This window comes from Pandoraea bronchicola, from assembly GCF_902459805.1.
GTDB classification, from domain to species: Bacteria; Pseudomonadota; Gammaproteobacteria; order Burkholderiales; family Burkholderiaceae; genus Pandoraea; species Pandoraea bronchicola.
In genome coordinates this window covers 147,195-165,575 of the sequence record NZ_CABPST010000012.1, presented here as the reverse complement: position 1 = coordinate 165,575, position 18,381 = coordinate 147,195, and the positions used below count along the sequence as shown (strand labels likewise).

Sequence of the window (18,381 nt, the reverse complement as noted above, 5' to 3'; positions counted from 1 at the left end):
CAGGAGAAAGCAATGAAAGCTTTGCTCGATCTATTCAAGCAAGTCCAGCAGGACGAACAGTTCGACGCGATCAAGATCGGTCTGGCTTCGCCGGACAAGATCCGCTCGTGGTCGTTCGGCGAAGTGAAGAAGCCGGAGACGATCAACTACCGGACTTTCAAGCCCGAGCGTGACGGTCTGTTCTGCGCAAAGATCTTCGGTCCGATCAAGGACTACGAATGCCTTTGCGGCAAGTACAAGCGCCTGAAGCACCGTGGCGTGATCTGCGAGAAGTGCGGCGTGGAAGTCACGCTGGCGAAGGTGCGTCGTGAGCGCATGGGCCACATTGAGCTGGCCTCGCCGGTCGCGCACATCTGGTTCCTGAAGTCGCTCCCGTCGCGTCTGGGCATGGTGCTCGACATGACGCTGCGCGACATCGAACGCGTGCTGTACTTCGAAGCCTATGTGGTCCTCGAACCTGGCATGACGCCGCTCAAGCGTTGCCAGATCATGACGGAAGAGGATTACTACAACAAGGTCGAGGAATACGGCGACGAATTCCGTGCCGAGATGGGCGCGGAAGGCGTGCGCGAGTTGCTGCGCTCGATCGACATCGACCAGCAGGTCGAGCATCTGCGCGCCGAGCTGCAAGCTACGGGCTCGGAAGCCAAGATCAAGAAGTACGCCAAGCGCCTGAAGGTGCTCGAGGCCTTCCAGCGCTCGGGCATCAAGCCCGAGTGGATGGTGCTCGAAGTGCTGCCGGTGCTCCCGCCCGAGCTGCGTCCGCTGGTGCCGCTCGACGGTGGCCGCTTCGCGACCTCGGACCTGAACGATCTGTATCGCCGCGTCATCAACCGTAACAACCGTCTGAAGCGTCTGCTCGAGCTGAAGGCCCCGGACATCATCGTGCGCAACGAAAAGCGCATGCTGCAAGAGTCTGTGGACTCGCTGCTCGATAACGGCCGTCGCGGCAAGGCGATGACCGGTGCGAACAAGCGCCCGCTCAAGTCGCTGGCCGACATGATCAAGGGTAAGAGCGGTCGTTTCCGTCAGAACCTGCTGGGTAAGCGCGTTGACTACTCGGGCCGTTCGGTGATTACCGTGGGCCCGACGCTCAAGCTGCATCAGTGCGGTCTGCCGAAGCTGATGGCGCTCGAACTCTTCAAGCCGTTCATCTTCCACAAGCTGGAAGTGATGGGCGTGGCCACGACCATCAAGGCTGCGAAGAAGGAAGTCGAGAACCAGACGGCCGTGGTGTGGGACATCCTTGAAGAGGTGATCCGCGAGCACCCGATCATGCTCAACCGCGCACCGACGCTGCACCGCCTGGGTATTCAGGCGTTCGAGCCGGTGCTGATCGAAGGCAAGGCAATTCAGCTTCACCCGCTGGTTTGCGCGGCGTTCAACGCCGACTTCGACGGTGACCAGATGGCCGTTCACGTGCCGCTGTCGCTCGAAGCGCAGATGGAAGCGCGTACCCTGATGCTGGCCTCGAACAACGTGTTGTTCCCGGCTAACGGCGATCCGTCGATCGTGCCGTCACAGGATATCGTGCTGGGTCTGTACTACGCGACGCGTGACAAGATCAACGGCCGCGGCGAAGGCCTGTCGTTCATCGACGTCTCGGAAGTGCTGCGTGCGTACGACAACAAGGAAGTCGAACTGGCTTCGCGCGTGAACGTGCGTATCACGGAGTACACGGTCGATCCGGAAACGGGCGAAAAGACGCCGAAGATCACGCTGTACCCGACGACTGTCGGCCGCGCGATCCTGTCGGAAATTCTGCCGCCGGGGCTGCCGTTCTCGGTGCTGAACAAGTCGCTCAAGAAGAAGGAAATCTCGAAGCTGATCAACACGGCGTTCCGCCGCTGCGGTCTGCGCGAGACGGTGATCTTCGTCGACAAGCTGATGCAGTCGGGCTTCCGCCTGGCAACGCGTGCCGGTATCTCGATCTGCGTCGACGACATGCTCGTGCCGACGAAGAAGGAAGAGCTGATCGGCGAAGCGTCGAAGAAGGTCAAGGAATACGACCGTCAGTACATGTCGGGTCTGGTCACGGCGCAAGAGCGTTACAACAACGTCGTGGACATTTGGGGGGCTACCGGTGACGCCGTGGGTAAGGCGATGATGGAGCAGCTCTCGAAAGAAAAGACGACCGATCGCGATGGCAACATCGTGGATCAGGAGTCGTTCAACTCGATTTACATGATGGCCGACTCCGGTGCTCGCGGTTCGAGCGCCCAGATTCGCCAGCTCGCCGGTATGCGTGGCCTGATGGCCAAGCCGGATGGCTCGATTATCGAGACGCCGATTACCGCGAACTTCCGCGAAGGCCTGAACGTGTTGCAGTACTTCATCTCGACCCACGGTGCACGTAAGGGTCTGGCCGATACGGCACTGAAGACGGCAAACTCGGGTTACCTGACGCGTCGTCTGGTCGACGTGACGCAGGATCTGGTCGTGGTCGAAGACGATTGCGGCACGAGCAACGGCGTGGCGATGAAGGCGCTGGTCGAGGGCGGCGAAGTGGTCGAAGCCCTGCGTGACCGTATCCTGGGTCGCGTGGCAGTGGCTGATGTCGTGAATCCGGAAACGCAAGAGACGGTGTATGAGGCCGGCACGCTGCTCGACGAAGACGTCGTCGAGATGATCGAAACGCTGGGCATCGACGAAGTGCGCGTGCGCACGCCGCTGACCTGCGATACGCGTTACGGCCTGTGCGCAGCCTGCTACGGCCGCGACCTGGGTCGTGGTTCGCGCGTGAACGTCGGCGAAGCTGTCGGCGTGATCGCAGCACAGTCGATCGGTGAACCGGGCACGCAGCTGACGATGCGTACGTTCCACATCGGTGGTGCGGCATCGCGTGCGGCAGTGGCCTCGTCGATCGAAGCCAAGTCGAACGGTACGGTTCGCTTCACGGCGACCATGCGTTACGTGACGAATGGCCGTGGCGAGCAGATCGCGATCTCCCGTTCGGGCGAAATCCTGATCACGGACGATCATGGCCGCGAGCGCGAGCGTCACAAGGTGCCGTATGGCGCCACGCTGCTGCAACTGGATGGCGCACAGGTCAAGGCCGGTGCCCAACTGGGAACGTGGGATCCGCTGACGCGCCCGATCATTACCGAACACGGCGGTTTCGCCAAGTTCGAGAACGTCGAGGAAGGTGTCACGGTTGCCAAGCAGATCGACGATGTGACGGGTCTGTCCACGCTGGTCGTGATCGATCCGAAGCGTCGTGGTCCGGCGTCGAAGAACGTGCGTCCGCAGGTCAAGCTGCTCGACGAGAATGGTGTGGAAGTGAAGATCCCGGGTACCGATCACGCTGTGACGATCGGCTTCCAGGTGGGCGCACTGATCACCATCAAGGACGGTCAGCACGTGCCGGTGGGCGAAGTGCTCGCACGTATCCCGACCGAAGCGCAGAAGACTCGCGATATTACCGGGGGTCTGCCGCGTGTGGCCGAGCTGTTCGAAGCGCGTGCACCGAAGGACGCCGGCATTCTGGCCGAAGTCACGGGGACCACGTCGTTCGGTAAGGACACGAAGGGCAAACAGCGTCTGGTCATTACCGATCTGGACGGCAACCAGCACGAATTCCTGATTCCGAAGGAAAAGCAGGTGCTGGTGCACGACGGTCAGGTGGTGAACAAGGGCGAAATGATCGTGGACGGCCCGGCCGACCCGCACGACATCCTGCGTCTGCAGGGTATCGAGGCGCTGGCCCGTTACATCGTCGACGAAGTTCAGGACGTGTACCGTTTGCAGGGTGTGAAGATCAACGACAAGCACATCGAGGTGATCGTTCGCCAGATGCTGCGTCGTGTGCAGATCGTCGATTCGGGCGATACGCGCTTCATCACCGGCGAACAGGTCGAGCGTTCGGACATGCTCGACGAGAACGACGCGATGAACGCCGCAGACAAGCGTCCGGCGCAGTACGAGAACGTGTTGCTGGGTATTACGAAGGCGTCGCTGTCGACGGATTCGTTCATCTCGGCGGCATCGTTCCAGGAAACGACGCGCGTGTTGACCGAAGCCGCCATCATGGGCAAGAAGGACGACCTGCGTGGCCTGAAGGAAAACGTTATCGTCGGCCGACTGATCCCGGCAGGTACGGGTCTGGCGTATCACAAGGCCCGCAAGGCCCGCGAGACGTCGGATCGCGAGCGTCACGACCAGATCGCTCTGGAAGAAGCGTTTGCCCCGATGCCGAGCTCGGTGGAAGCGCCTACGGCAGAGTAATCAGGAAGGCGGCGCTAGCGAAAGCGGGCGCTGCCAACCTGAACACGAAGTCGTTGCAGAAACGGCACCCTTTGCAGGGTGCCGTTTTTTTTGTGGTCATTCGCTCTGCGAATCAGTATTTCGAGGCCCGTTGGTGAGCTGTCACACCGCGCGGATTTAAGTCCCTGAAATGACGATATAATTTTTGCTCCATAAAGGCGATGTCGCGTCGCGTCCTACGAACCGGAATATGTCGATAACTCCTGTAATTCTGTGTGGTGGCAGCGGTACACGCTTATGGCCGCTGTCGCGAGCGAGCTACCCTAAGCAGTATCTCTCGCTCAACGGCGCAGACACCTTGTTGCAGCAGACAGTCAAGCGGATCGGCGCGCTCGAGGGCGTTGCCGCTCCGTTGATTATCTCGAACAACGAGCAGCGGTTTCTCGTGGCCGAGCAGTTGCGCGCTATCGATACGAAACCGAGTGCCATCGTGCTCGAACCCGTGGCTCGCAATACCGCACCGGCGGTCGCCGCTGCGGCGCTGATCGCGCTGCGTCAGGACCCCGACGCAACGCTGCTGGTGCTCCCCTCGGATCACGCCATTGCACATGAGTCAAAATTCCTTGAAGCGGTGCGTGCGGCCCGAACGCTCGTCAACGACGGGTATCTTGTGACGTTCGGCATTCCCCCGACGTCGCCGCATACCGGCTACGGCTATATCCGCCGGGGCGACGCTACCGAAGTGTGTGCCAGCGGTTTCCATGTCGATCAGTATGTCGAGAAGCCCGACGCCAGCACGGCGGCGTCGCTGATTGCCGCGGGCAACTGCTATTGGAACAGCGGCATGTTCCTGTTCAAGGCGGCGGCATATCTGGACGAACTCGAACGGCTGGCGCCGGAGATGCTCACGCAGGTGAAGGAGGCCGTCAAGCGCGGCGCGGTCGACATCGACTTCTTCCGCCTCGATCAGGCAAGTCTGGAGGCCTGCCCGTCGGACTCCATCGATTACGCGGTCATGGAGAAGGCGCACCGGGTGGCGGTGGTCGATGCCGACGGACTCGGATGGAACGACATCGGCTCGTGGTCGGCGGTCGCAGAGATTGCCGAGCGCGACGAGAACGGCAATAGCCTGCTCGGCGATGTCGTGGCGCATGGCGTCAAGGGCAGCTATGTGCGCAGCGAGAGCCGGCTGGTCGCAGCGATTGGCGTGGAGAACCTTGTGATTGTCGAGACGCCGGATGTAGTGCTGGTGACCTCGAAGGATCACGTGCAGGACGTGAAACGGGTGGTCGAGACGCTCATCGCCGAAGGCCGCACCGAGTCGGTGTTTCACCAGCGGGTTTTCCGGCCATGGGGCGACTACGAAGGGATCTGCGTGGGTGAGCGCTTCCAGGTGAAGAAGATCGTCGTGAAGCCGGGGGCATCACTGAGCCTGCAGATGCATTTCCATCGGTCCGAACATTGGATCGTGGTGAAGGGCACTGCGAGAGTGACACACGGCGACGAGACGATGCTGCTTACCGAAAATCAATCCACCTACATCCCGCTCGGCACGACTCACCGGCTCGAGAATCCCGGCAAGGTGCCGCTGGAACTGATCGAGGTGCAATCGGGGGCGTATTTGGGCGAAGACGATATCGTCCGTTTTCAGGACGACTACGGTCGATCGAAGTAAGTGACGAAGTCAGCGCAAGTCGGGGGCGACCGCGGGCAGTGGCCCGCGGTTGAAACTCAGAACCCGAAGTGCCCTTGCACGTAGACCATGCGCGGCGCGCCGACCATGCGGCCCGCGTTGTTGTCGACGTTGCGCGTATAGAAGCGCTTGTCGAAGACGTTGTTCAGACCCACGGTGACATCGGCGTTCTTGTAGCCCGGGATCTTGTACATGGCTTGCAGATTCCACACACGGAAGCCCGGCACCTTGCCATTGCTGCCGTCGGCCGGTTCCGCCTCGGTGTTCGCCAGATCCGAGTACTGCGAGCTTTGGTGGGTGGTCGAGACGTTGAGTGTCCACTGACCGATCTCATATCGCGCGCCGAGCGTGTCGGTGAAGCGCGAGTAGAACGGCACGTCGAGGCCGGCGGTCGTGCCCGACTTCTGGATCGCACGCGTGTACGTGAAGTTCGCATACACGTTCAGCCCGCGCAGAACGCTGTCGCGATCGAAGGTGTAGTCGATCGCGGTTTCGATACCGTCGTGGTTCGTCGCGCCGATGTTCTGGAAGACGGGCGGATTCGTGCCGGCCACCTGCAGAATCTGGTTGTCGAATTTCATCTTGAACGCGGTCAGTTCGGCCTTCCAGCGCTTGTCCGTCCAGCGCGTGCCGATTTCATACGTGCGCGCAAGCTCGGGCACCAGCGGATTTGCGGCCGACATCGAGTTCAACTGCGTGTTCTGCACCGGGCCGAACGACGTGCTGTAGTCCGCGAACACCGTCCACGCGTCGTTCACGAGATACGACAGGTTGACCGACGGCAGCGCCTTGTTGTTGTCCGTGCGATAGGTCGCGCCTGACGCGTTGTCCACGCGTTGCGAACTGATGATTTCGTAGCGCACGCCCGGCGTGAATCGCCATTTGCCCCACGCCATGCGATCGTCGATGTAGAACGCGTTCGCGCTCGTGAAATTGTTGAAAGTCTGCGTGGCCGAGTTGCGGCCGGTGGCGAGCGTCGTGCTCCAGTTGTTGTCGTCGCCGCGCTCGTGAACGTAGCGGTAGCCGACGGTCACGTCATGCGCCGTCGGGCCGGCGAACAGGCGCTGCGTGAAGCGCGGCTCGACGCCGAACGTCTGATAATTGCGCGGCTGGTGCGTGGTCTGCGTGAAGGTCGAGTTGACCAGCGTGCTCTGGCGGTAGCTCTCGTTATAGAACGTGCGGACTTCGAATTCCTGCGTCTCGGAGATCGTGTTCAGGTAGCCGAAGTCGAGACCGGTGCGATTGCCGCTCCAATAATCGTTCGGACGCGTGTTCTGGAACGGATCGGCATTGTACTGCGCGACGCTCAGGCCGCCGGGCGTCCTGGACTTCACGTCGTAGTAGGAGATCTTGCCGTACACCTGCTGGCTCGGCGTGATGTCGTAGCGCCATTTCAGCGCGAGGTCGTTCACGCGCTCATCACTCCCCTTGCGCCAGTCGCGCCCGACCATGCCCGAGTACAGCAGCGCGAGGCCCAGGCCGTTGTCCATCTGCGTGCCCAGAAACAGACCGTATTGCGTGTTCGCGCCGCCGCCTGCCGTGTAGATGTTTTCACGCACCGTCGCGTCGGCGCTCAACCCCGGCGTGTTCGGAATCGAGCGGGTCTTGAAGTTGATCACGCCCCCCACGTTCTGCGGGCCATAGCGCACGGCGCCACCGCTGCGTACCACGTCGATACTCTCGACGTTGAAGAGACTCACCGGGGCGAACGACAACTGCGGCTGGCCATAGGGGGCCACTGCCATCGGAATGCCGTCGAGCAGCACCGTCGAGCGCGGCGTGAAACGCCCCGTGAGGCCGCGTACCCCGATGTTCAGCGAAATTGCGCTACCCGCAGTGCTCGAATTGTCCGTGGCCTGTACGCCCGGAATGCGACGCATGACATCGCCGATGCTGGTCGCGCCGGACGCTTCAATCTGCTCCTTCTTCACGACCGTGCGGGCACCGGGGAATGTCTTCGCGCTGTTGTCGAGGCCCGTGCCGAGCCAGTCGCCCGACACATTGACCGCACCGAGTTCGACATCGGCCCTGGACTCGGTCGCCGTGGCGGCCTGTTGCGCGTGCGTGGTGCCGAGCGTTGCCATGAACAACGCGGCGGCGCAGGCGGTCGCACGGGGCAGACGGGAATGGGAGGTGTGACGATTGGCTCGGGTGAGGCCGGCGGCGCTACCCTTGGCGGCGGCGTTGACTGCCGCGTGTGCACGGCGACTGACTGGCATCTTCATCTTGACGGACCTTCGTGACTGCAGTGTGTGACGAGCGTGGCCGCTGGCAGAAACAGAGGCAGCGGCGTGCGGATCGTTGTGCGTAATGTGCGTAATGCGCGGTAATAAAGCGATGCGGATTATAAATGCAAATCACTCTCATTTTTAATTGGAGGCCATTAACTCGCGTCACTCATGTCTCGTGCGGACCGGGAGCGCGTGGAAAATAAGTGAGAAAGGCCGGTGTTATTGACGAAAGCCGTTAGATGGCGGTGCGATGGGTAAAAAATCGCGGGTGATTGGTGTTGCCGAACATGACGCAACGGAGAGTTGAAGTTGTGGCGACCTTGCGACAGTAGGGACATTCCCGCGCGGATCGGGTGACGTCAGGCGACGTCGGATTATCCAGTTTTGCTTATCAATCGCCCAAAATCGATTGATTGTCCGCAGCGCGGGCGGCCGCAAGAATAGCGCCTATCGACCTACAAGAACACGTCGCCTGCGCCGGGCGGCGCTATGGAGACAACGCGATGCCGAAGCTCGACACCTCGACCCATCAGGCCCTTGCCCGCGAGTTGCACGACGCCGAACGCAGCCGCACGCCGGTCATGCAGTTTTCCCGTCGCTATCCCGACATGACGATTGCCGACAGCTATGCGATTTCGCAGGCGTGGCTGGCGCTGAAGTACGCGCAGGGCCGTCGCATGATCGGGCACAAGATCGGTCTGACGTCGCGCGCCATGCAGGTCGCGGCCCAGATCACCGAACCCGATCACGGCACGCTGCTCGACGACATGCTCGTCGCCGACGGTGCGACGCTCGAGGCCTCGCGCTTCATCGTGCCGCGTCTCGAGGTGGAGTTGGCGTTCATTCTGGCCAAGCCGCTCAAGGGGCCCGGCGTCACGCTGTTCGACGTGCTCGACGCCACCGCGTGGGTAACGCCGGCGCTCGAGTTGATCGATGGCCGCATCGAGCTGTTCGACCGCGACACGAAAGCGCCGCGCAAGGTCTTCGACACGATTGCCGATAACGCCGCCAATGCGGCGGTGATTCTTGGCGGGCGTCCCGTGAAGCCGGACGCCGTCGATCTGCGCTGGACGGGCGCGCTGCTCTATCGCAACGGCGTGATCGAAGAGTCGGGCCTGAGTGCGGCCGTACTCAATCACCCCGGCAACGGCATTGCGTGGCTGGCCAACAAGCTGGGCGCCTTCGACGAAGGATTGCAGGCGGGCGAAATCGTGCTGGCGGGGTCGTTCACGCGGCCTGTGGCGTGCGCCGCAGGCGACGTCTTCCATGCCGATTACGGCTCGCTCGGCGCCATTGGCGTGCGCTTTGTCTGAGGGGGCGATCCGCCCCCATCCGCACCTTACTGGAGCCGATGTCATGAAAACACCCCCGAATATTTTCAAGCAGGCAATCGCACGCGGCGAGCGCCAGGTCGGTCTGTGGCTGGGGCTCGCCACGCCGTATGCCGCCGAGTTGTGCGCGGGCAGCGGCTTCGACTGGCTGGTGATCGATGGCGAGCATGCGCCGAACGATCTGCGCACGATGTTAGCGACGCTGCAGGCGGTGGCGCCGTATCCGACGCATCCCGTCGTGAGGTTGCCGCAGGGTGACGCAACACTTATCAAGCAGGTGCTGGAGATTGGTGCGACGACGCTGCTCGTGCCGATGGTCGAATCTGCGGCTATGGCGCGGGCGCTCGTCAGCGCCATGCGCTATCCGCCGCAGGGCACACGCGGCGTTGGCAGCGGACTGGCGCGCTCGTCGCGGTGGAATCGCTACGAGAACTATCTGCACGCGGCGAACGAGACAACCTGTCTGCTCGCACAAGTGGAGACGGCCGATGCGTTGGCACAGGTCGACGATATTGCTGCCGTCGATGGCGTCGACGGCGTGTTTATCGGCCCGGCTGACCTCGCCGCATCGATGGGCTATCTCGGTCAGGCAACGCACCCCGAGGTGCGCAAGGCCATCGAAGACGGCATCGCGCGTATCCGCCGTGCGGGCAAGGCGGCCGGCATTCTCTGTGTGGACGAGGCGCTTGCCCATCACTACCTCGACCTGGGCGTGACCTTCATCGCCGTGGGTATCGACACCACCTTGCTCGCGAGTGCGAGCCGTTCGCTTGCCGCGAAATTCACCATCGGCAACGGCCAGACGCGCTGAACGGCGCGAAGCACGCCGCGCCCCCACGCATCCCCCAAACATTCCCCTGGAGACATGGCATGAGTGCTCCCCGTTTTGACGTCGCAGGCGTATCGGTTTCGCCCGACCACTATATCGATGGCCGCCGTGTGGCGTCCGACGACACCTTCGCGTGTGTTTCGCCCATCGACCAGACCCGGCTTGGCGACATCGCCAGCGGCAGTCTGGCGCACGTCGAAGCGGCGGTCGCGTCGGCGGCCCAGGCGTTTCCGGCGTGGGCAGCGCTGGGTGCGGCAGGGCGTCAGCCGTATCTTCAGCGATTCGCCGAAGCGATCGGACGCCGCGCCGATGCCTTCGCAACGCTGGAGAGTTCCGACGCCGGCGTATTGCGCTCGCGCATGGCGCACGGCGTGGTGCCGCGCGCCATGCAAAACATCACATGGTTCGCCGAACATGCCCTGACCTTGCAGGACCGCGTGATCGAGACGCCGCAGGCGCGTCACCTCGTGCGGCACGACCCGGCAGGCGTCGTCGCGGTGATCACCCCGTGGAATTCGCCGCTGATGCTCGCGACGTGGAAGATCGGCCCGGCGCTCGCGTCTGGCAACACGGTGGTGTTGAAGGCGCCGGAGTGGGCGCCGCTCACTTCCTCGCTGCTCGCCGACTGCGCTCACGAGGCGGGGTTACCCCGGGGCGTGTTCAATCTGCTGCAAGGCACGGGTGCGCAAACGGGGGCCGCGCTCGTGAGCGACGCGCGGCTCGCGCGCATTTCGTTTACCGGATCGGTGGCGACGGCCAAGTGGATTGCGAAGACGGCGGCGGAGAACCTCGTGCCTTGCAGTCTGGAACTGGGCGGCAAGTCGGCCTTCATTGTGCTGGCGGATGCCGATCTCGACGCTGCCGCCGCGACCGCCGCGCTGATGTATCGCAATGCCGGGCAGGTGTGCCTGGCGGGCACGCGTTTGCTTGTGCATGCCGATGTGGCGTCTGCATTCGCCGAGAAACTGCGCGCGCAGGTCGAGCGGCTGGTCGTGGGCGATCCGCGCGACGCGGCGACCGAGATCGGCCCGATTATTCACATGCGTCAACTCGAGCGCGTGCAGGGTTTCGTCGAGCGTGCCGTAGCGGCCGGAGCCCGCGTGCTGTGGGGCGGCACGCGGCATGCGTTCGGTGCGCAGTACTTCGCGCCGACGCTACTCACTGGCCTGCGTCAGGGCGACGAGATCGTGCAACAGGAAGTCTTCGGGCCAGTGCTCACGCTGCAAACGTTCGGAGACGACGACGAGGTCGTGGCCATGGCCAACGGCACGGACTACGGACTGGGTGGCGTCTGCTATGGCGACGAGGCGCATGCCATCGCGGTGGCGCAGCGCGTACGCACCGGCTTCATCTGGATCAACAGCTTCGGCATTCGCGACCTGGCCGCCCCGTTCGGCGGCATCAAGCGCTCGGGCATTGGCCGCGAAGGCGGCGACTGGAGTTTCGAATTCTTTTGCGACGTGAAGGATGTCGTCGTGCCCAAGCAGCCGTTCAAGGCGAGCTTCAGCCATCGCTGATGCGTCAGCGCGGCGACATGACAACGAGATGAGAACAGAGGAGAGCAACATGGGACAGATCGTCGGCGCGGCACTGGTGTCGCATCACCCCGGCCTGATGCAGTGTGAGGAGTTTCGCGTGTTGCAGGGCGCGGGCGCGGATTCGGACCTGATCCCCGGCTATGCGCGGGTGCGTGAGCGTATCGCGGCGGCCCGTCCGGACGTCATCGTGATCTTCGACTCTCACTGGTTCACGACGGGCTATCACCTCATCGATGGCGGGGCGCACTACTCGGGCATGTATATCTCCGATGAAATGCCCTGGTACCTGCACGGCGTGCCGTATGACTATCGTGGGCATCCAGCGCTGGCGCTGGGCGTCGAAGCCGTCGCGCGCGAGCGTGGCGTGCGTGCGCGTGCCGTGCAGCATCCCGATCTGCCGCGTCACTACCCGACGATCAACGTCATCAAGCAAATGCGGCTCGACGCGTGGCCGATCGTCACCGTGAGTTCGTGCCAGAACTGCGAGACGCCACACTTCCTGCAGTCGGGCGAAGTGATCGGCGAGGCGATTCGCCGCAGCGATCTGCGCGTGGTGATGCTGGCGTCGGGGGCGTTGAGTCACAGGTTCAACGGCATTGACTGGAAGCCCAATCATCCGCGCATCTTCCACGAGAGCAATGTGTCGCGTCCGGAGAACATCGAGAGCGACAAACGGGCGATCGAGGCATTCCGGGAAGGGCGTCACGACCAGATTCTGGCGGATTGGGACGACGATTACCGCAAGCGGCCGTGGGAGGCGCACGGGGCGCACTATTTGCAGATGGTCGGCGCGCTGGGCGGCGCGGCGTGCCGTCACGCGGGCACGGTGTTATCAGAGTACGAGAACGCGCGCGGCACCGGCAATGTGCATATCTGGTTCGACACCCTCTGACAAGGCGAGACCATGAACTTCGAATTTCCACTACGAGAATTGCCGGCCGTGATGTGCGGCCCGCGCGTCGAACGCCGTCGCATTTTGTTGGGCGGCAGTGCGTTCTGGGGCACGATCATCGAGCAAGGCAACGAGCGTGGACTGCTGCGGCTCGATGACGGTCGCATGGTCGATCCGCAGACGGTGGCGCATCTGCCTCCGGTGGATCCGTCAAAAATCATCGCCGTGCATATCTCGTATCGCTCGCGTAGCATGGAGACGCGCAACAAGCCGAAGCCGACCGACACGCCGACGTACTTTACGAAGCCTCCAACGTCGCTCAACGGACACGGCGGGCAGATCCTCAAGCCGGCGGATTGCCGATATCTGAACTATGAGGGTGAGTACGCCGTGGTGATCGGGCGCACGTGCCGGAATGTGTTGCCTGACGAGGCGTGGGATTACATCGAAGGGTTCTGCCCGGCGCTGGATATGGGCTTGCAGGACTTTCGCGATACGGATCAGGGGTCGATGCTGCGTGTGAAGGGGGCGGACACGCTGTTGCCCATCGGACCGGGCATCGTGCGCGGCGTCAATTTGTTCGAGCAGACCTTGCGCACCTATCGCAATGGACGTGTCGTGCAGGAAGCGCACATCGGCGACGAGACGATCTGGGGCCCGCATTACGTGATCGCGGATCTTGCGCGGCATATCACATTGATGCCGGGCGACGTGATTCTGATGGGCACGCCCTGTCATTCGCGCTCCGTGGAGGCCGGTGATTTCGTGGAGTGCGAGATCACCGGCCTCGGCCGGCTCTGCGGCATGGTCGTGCGTATCGATGCGCCGCGCGCGGCGGCGCTCGGTGTGGGGCATGCGCCGGGCGACAGTCCGGAAGTGCGCCGGGTGGCGCTGGGTTTTGACGAACGTGTGCCGGAGCGATTCAAGGAAAACTATCGCCTCGCGGCCCATCGACAGGAGTGAAGGAATGAAGGTGACGATCATTGGCGCGGGCGCCATCGGTGGCTTGCTCGGTTTGAAGCTCGCCGCAACGGGGGACGCGCAGGTCAGTGCGCTGGCGCGCGGCGCGACGCTGGCGGCGCTGCGTGAGCGCGGCTGGCGAGTGAAGCAAGGCGAGACGTTGACGGCGGCGCCGGTCGCGGCGGCACATCCGTTGGAGGATGCCGCCAAACTCGGCGTTCAGGACCTGGTCGTGATTGCGGTGAAGGGACCGGCGCTCACGCAGGTCGCCGCGTCCGTCGCACCGTTGCTCGGGCCGCAGACGCTGGTGCTGCCCGCGATGAACGGCGTGCCGTGGTGGTTCTGCAAGGGGGTGGCGCCCTTTGGCGACGACACGTTGACGAGCGTCGATCCGGATGGCGCGATTGGCGCCGCGATTCCGCAGGCGAGCGTCATCGGTTGCGTGGTGCATGCAAGTGCCGCGACACCGGCGCCGGGGTTGGTCGATCACAAGATGGGGCGAGGCCTCATCATCGGCGAACCGGGCGGCGGCATGAGCGAGCGCGTGCAGCGGCTCGCCGCACGGCTCGAGCGGGCGGGATTCGATGTGAAGGCGTCGGAGAACGTGCGTCTCGACATCTGGTACAAGCTGTGGGGGAATCTGACGATGAACCCGGTATCGGCGATCACGGGCGCGACCATCGACCGCTTACTGGACGATCCGCTCGTGCGCACGTTCTGTTCGGCGGCGATGCGCGAGGCGGCGGCTATCGGCGCGAAGATTGGCTGTGCGATCGATCAGTCGCCGGAAGACCGCCACGAGGTGACGGCGAAGCTGGGCGCGTTCAAAACCTCGATGTTGCAGGACGTGGAAGCCGGGCGTCCCATCGAACTCGATGCGCTGGTCAGCGTGGTTCGGGAGATCGGGCAGCGCGTGTCGGTCCCCACGCCCAACATCGACGCCTTGCTCGGCCTTACGCGCCTCTTCGGGCGCGTGCATGGGTTATATCCGCAGTAGGCCGGTCGACTGACGACGTGAGAAAAGGGGCGCCTCGGCGCCCCTTATTTTATTGGCCGGTCAGCCGCCCGGCATCACCGCACCCCCGTATGCCGGTACACCTGACTCAGGGCGGCGAGGCCCACGGCGGCAGCGGCCATCATGTAGAAGCTCGGTGCGAGCTTGCTGCCCGTCACGTTGATCAGCCACGTCAGAATGAACGGTGCGAAGCCGCCGAAGCACGTCACCGACAGGTTGTACGAGAGCGACAAACCCGTCGTGCGGGTCTTCACCGGGAAGATCTCCGACGCGAGCGCCGGCAGCGGTGCGAAGTACACCGTCATCAGCACCCCAAGCAACGTCTGCAAAGCGAGCATCATGCCGAAGCTCGGGTAGGTCGAGAGCAGCCAGAACATCGGCCAGATCAACACCAGCAATGCCGCTGCCGCGATCATCATCGGCTTTGCACGCCCCACACGATCGGACCACGCCCCCACGACCGGCGACAGGAACATCTGCACGATCCCCGTTGCTACCGTTGCCGCGAAAGCCACCGATGCGGGCAACCCGAGTTGTTTGATCGCATACGTCGGCATGTACAGCACGAGATAAGTCGAGACCGTTGCAACGACCACGGCGCCGACAGCCAGCAGCAAGCGCATCTTCTGATGCTCGAACGTGTCGCGCAGCGGCGTTTGCGTCGGTTCGGCCTCGAGAAACTCGGGCGTCTCGCTGACATGGCGACGGATGTAATACGCCACCGGTCCGATCAGCAAACCGAACAGGAACGGCACGCGCCAGCCCCAGCTTTGCATCTGCTCTGGCGAGAGCGTGCTTGTGAGCACCGCGCCGAAGCCGGCTGCGAGCAATGTCGTCAGCCCTTGACTCGCCACCTGAAAGCTCGCGAAAAAGCCGCGCCGTTTCGGTGCGTGCTCGGCAAGGAAGGCCGTTGCGCTGCCGAACTCGCCGCCTGCCGAGAAGCCCTGAATCATGCGCGCCAGCACGATGCCCATTGGCGCCAACACGCCAATCGTCTGGTACGTGGGCATGAAGGCAATGATCGCCGTGCCCGCCATCATCAGCAGGATAGTCAGTGTCAGCGCCTCGCGACGTCCCCGGCGATCGGCATATACGCCGATCACGACGGCGCCCAGCGGCCGCATGAAGAACGACACGCCGAACGTGCCGAGCGTCAGCAGCAGGGAGGTCGTGTCGTCGTGCGCGGGGAAGAACAGCTTCGCGATGGTGACGGCGAAAAAACCGTACACGACGAGATCGAACCATTCGAGCGCGTTACCGATGGACGCGGATACGACCGCGCGCCAGGTGTGTGAGGAAGCGTCGCGGCCGATGCGGGCACCGGCGGCAGTGGCAGTGGTCATGTTGTCTCCAGTCGTTGTTATGTGTTGAGCATGCGTTCGTCGGAGGCATGCACTCCGTGTCTTCCTGCCGGGCGGTCTCAGCCCTGGGCGAGCACCTGCGCGATGGCATGTGCCACGGTGTCGACGTTGCGCGTGTTCAGGCCGGCCACACACATGCGCCCGGAGCGCAGCAGATAGACGCCGTGGGTCTCGCGCAGCGCATCGGCCTGTGCGGCCGACAGTCCCGTGTACGTGAACATGCCGCGCTGCGCGAGGTAGCGGGAGAGTTTCTCGCCACTCACGTGCGCCGCGAGTCGCGCGTGAATCTGCGCCCGCATCGTGGCGATGCGCGTGCGCATGCCGTCCAGTTCGGCTTCCCACGCGCGCCGCAGCGCGGGCGTCGTCAACACTTGTGCGACGAGCCGCGCGCCATGCGTCGGCGGATTGCTGTAGTTCGCGCGCACCGTGCCGGTGAGTTGGCCGAACACGCGTGACGCCTCGTGCGCCGTGGCGCATACCACCGACAGCGCGCCGCATCGCTCGCCGTACAGCGAGAAGTTCTTCGAGAACGAATTGGCCACCACGGTCGGGACACCCGCATCGGTCAGCGCGCGCACGGCGAAGGCGTCGGCTTCGAGGCCGTCACCGAAGCCCTGGTACGCCATGTCGACGAAGGCAATGAGGCCGCGCTCACGCAGCACCGGCACGAGCGTCTGCCATTGCGCCGGCGTGAGATCGACGCCAGTCGGGTTGTGACAGCAGGCATGCAGCAACACGATGCTGCGCGGCGGCAACGACGCCAGCGTCTCGAGCATGGCGTCGAAACGCAGCCCGCCCGTGGCGTCGTCGTAATACGGGTAAGACTGCACGGGAAAGTCCGCGCTCTCGAACACCACGCGATGGTTGTCCCAGCTCGGATCGCTGATCCAGACGGTGCTCTCGGGGAAGTAGCGCTTGAGAAAGTCAGCCCCCACACGCAGCGCGCCACCACCACCCAGCGTCTGCAACGTGGCAATGCGTTGCTCGCGTCGCGCGGCGTTCTCGTCGCCGAAGACGAGCGCCTGCACGGCGTCGCGATACGTTGGCGTGCCGGCCATCGGCAGATAGGGGCGAGGGCCGATATCCGCCAGCACGGCGGCCTCGGCCTCGCGCACGGCTTGCATCACCGGCAGACGCCCGTTGTCGTCGAAGTAGATGCCAATCGATAAATTGACCTTGTGCTGTCGTGGATCGTGGCCGAAAGCCTCGTTCAGGCCAAGGATGGGGTCGCCGGGATAGGCGTCGACGTGGGAAAACATGAGGGTCTCGCTCCTTACCGATTCGATGGGGATTCGACGGGGAATTTTGAAAATCGATTGTGGGCGAGGCCCCTTTACGGAACAATCAATCGATTTTGGTCTATTCGTAAGCGAAACTTGATAATCGACACGCCATGCCCCTGACACGCGTCACACTCCGCCAGTTCGAAGCGCTGGTGGCCATCGCCGAATTGCACAGCTTTGCGGAGGCGGGCAAACGGCTGGGGCTCACGTCGTCCGCCGTGAGCCAACTCGTTGCCGAACTCGAATCGGTGCTGGGTTTCCGGATCTTCGACCGCACTACCCGGCGCGTGGCGCTATCCAGCGCGGGGCGCGATTTCCTCGCCTCGGCCGAATCGGTGCTGCGCCATGTGCAGGCCGCCGAGAAGACCGCCGACGATCTGCGCAACCGCGCGGCCGGCATCGTGCGTGTGGGGGCGCCGCTTGTGCTTGCCGGGATGGCCCTGCCTGCGGCCATCCGCGCTTACGCCGCCACGCGGCCGAAGGTCGTCGTGCGCGTGGTCGATACGCCCGTCGATGCGCTCATCGATCATGTCGCCAATGGCGATCTCGATCTCGCCATCGGCCCCAATCGCGCCACCGGCGCGCACGTCGCGGGAGAGCCCGCGTTCGACAGTCCGTGGGTGTTGTGGTGTACACCGGATCATCCGCTTGCCCGTCGTCGTCGTGTGCGTTGGGCTGACTTGCGCGACACGCCACTGGTTGCCGCCGGACGCGATCATGAACGCAGCGTCGCGCAAATGCGGTTGTCCGCGCCGGCCGACGCGCGTATCACGCCCATCGATGTCGTCGACAACGTGACGACCGCACTCGGTGTCGCGGCGCAAGGGCTGGCCGCCACGCTGACACCCGGCTACGTGGCGGCGCTGGCCCATCCGTTCGGTTTGGTCATGCGGCGCGTTGTGGCGCCCGAGACCATCCGGCAGGTGTGTGTCTATCGCCCCTTGTCTCGCGCCGCCTCGCCCGCTACGGAGGGATTCGCGCAGTTTCTGCTGGAATGGCTGCCGCTATGGAACGAACGAATCATGGCGGCGCCTTCGGCTTGAAC

12 protein-coding genes are annotated in these 18,381 nt (G+C 63.5%); 9 read left to right on the top strand and 3 right to left on the bottom strand.

Annotated features, from left to right (window positions below; translation table 11 throughout):
• Window positions 1-12: 12 nt before the first annotated feature.
• Window positions 13-4,224 (top strand): DNA-directed RNA polymerase subunit beta', encoded by a 4,212-nt coding sequence (gene rpoC, locus PBR20603_RS19790; RefSeq protein ID WP_150561174.1) that lies wholly within the window; start codon window positions 13-15, stop codon window positions 4,222-4,224.
• A gap of 229 nt (window positions 4,225-4,453) precedes the next feature.
• Window positions 4,454-5,878, top strand: coding sequence for a mannose-1-phosphate guanylyltransferase/mannose-6-phosphate isomerase (locus PBR20603_RS19785; RefSeq protein ID WP_150561173.1), 1,425 nt, complete (start codon window positions 4,454-4,456; stop codon window positions 5,876-5,878).
• Between the two features lie 56 nt (window positions 5,879-5,934).
• Here the strand turns inward: PBR20603_RS19785 and PBR20603_RS19780 are convergent, their stop codons facing one another.
• The gene (locus PBR20603_RS19780; RefSeq protein WP_150561172.1) at window positions 5,935-8,121 is read right to left on the bottom strand and encodes a TonB-dependent receptor family protein; all 2,187 of its coding nucleotides are present in this window, start codon (window positions 8,119-8,121) and stop codon (window positions 5,935-5,937) included.
• Window positions 8,122-8,630: 509 nt separating this feature from the next.
• Here PBR20603_RS19780 and hpaH point away from each other — a divergent pair.
• Genes hpaH through PBR20603_RS19750 form a run of 6 tightly spaced genes read left to right on the top strand, consistent with a single transcriptional unit; the run spans window position 8,631 to window position 14,674 of the window.
• The gene (hpaH, locus tag PBR20603_RS19775) at window positions 8,631-9,440 is read left to right on the top strand and encodes a 2-oxo-hept-4-ene-1,7-dioate hydratase (protein WP_150561171.1); all 810 of its coding nucleotides are present in this window, start codon (window positions 8,631-8,633) and stop codon (window positions 9,438-9,440) included.
• A 43-nt stretch (window positions 9,441-9,483) separates the two neighbouring features.
• Complete coding sequence (hpaI, locus tag PBR20603_RS19770) at window positions 9,484-10,269, top strand: 4-hydroxy-2-oxoheptanedioate aldolase (RefSeq protein WP_150561170.1); 786 nt, start codon at window positions 9,484-9,486, stop codon at window positions 10,267-10,269.
• Between the two features lie 59 nt (window positions 10,270-10,328).
• Window positions 10,329-11,804 carry an aldehyde dehydrogenase family protein gene (locus PBR20603_RS19765; RefSeq protein ID WP_150561169.1) on the top strand — a complete coding sequence of 492 codons (1,476 nt, stop codon included), beginning with the start codon at window positions 10,329-10,331 and terminating at the stop codon, window positions 11,802-11,804.
• A gap of 49 nt (window positions 11,805-11,853) precedes the next feature.
• The gene (locus PBR20603_RS19760) at window positions 11,854-12,717 is read left to right on the top strand and encodes a DODA-type extradiol aromatic ring-opening family dioxygenase (protein WP_150561168.1); all 864 of its coding nucleotides are present in this window, start codon (window positions 11,854-11,856) and stop codon (window positions 12,715-12,717) included.
• A 12-nt stretch (window positions 12,718-12,729) separates the two neighbouring features.
• Complete coding sequence (locus PBR20603_RS19755; protein ID WP_150561167.1) at window positions 12,730-13,680, top strand: fumarylacetoacetate hydrolase family protein; 951 nt, start codon at window positions 12,730-12,732, stop codon at window positions 13,678-13,680.
• Window positions 13,681-13,684: 4 nt separating this feature from the next.
• Entirely contained in the window at window positions 13,685-14,674 is a 990-nt protein-coding gene (locus PBR20603_RS19750) for a 2-dehydropantoate 2-reductase (RefSeq protein ID WP_150561166.1), read from the top strand.
• A 74-nt stretch (window positions 14,675-14,748) separates the two neighbouring features.
• On the opposite strand, the gene PBR20603_RS19745 is transcribed toward PBR20603_RS19750, so the two are convergent.
• A complete protein-coding gene (locus PBR20603_RS19745) occupies window positions 14,749-16,035 on the bottom strand; it encodes an MFS transporter (protein WP_150561165.1) in 1,287 nt (428 codons plus the stop codon).
• A 77-nt stretch (window positions 16,036-16,112) separates the two neighbouring features.
• Window positions 16,113-17,312, bottom strand: a complete 1,200-nt coding sequence (locus tag PBR20603_RS19740; protein ID WP_150561164.1) for an amino acid aminotransferase — start codon at window positions 17,310-17,312, stop codon at window positions 16,113-16,115.
• A 134-nt stretch (window positions 17,313-17,446) separates the two neighbouring features.
• Between PBR20603_RS19740 and PBR20603_RS19735 the strand changes: the two genes are divergently transcribed.
• Window positions 17,447-18,379: a LysR family transcriptional regulator gene (locus PBR20603_RS19735; protein WP_150561163.1), complete on the top strand. Its 933-nt coding sequence runs from the start codon at window positions 17,447-17,449 to the stop codon at window positions 18,377-18,379.
• The last annotated feature ends 2 nt before the right edge of the window (window positions 18,380-18,381 follow it).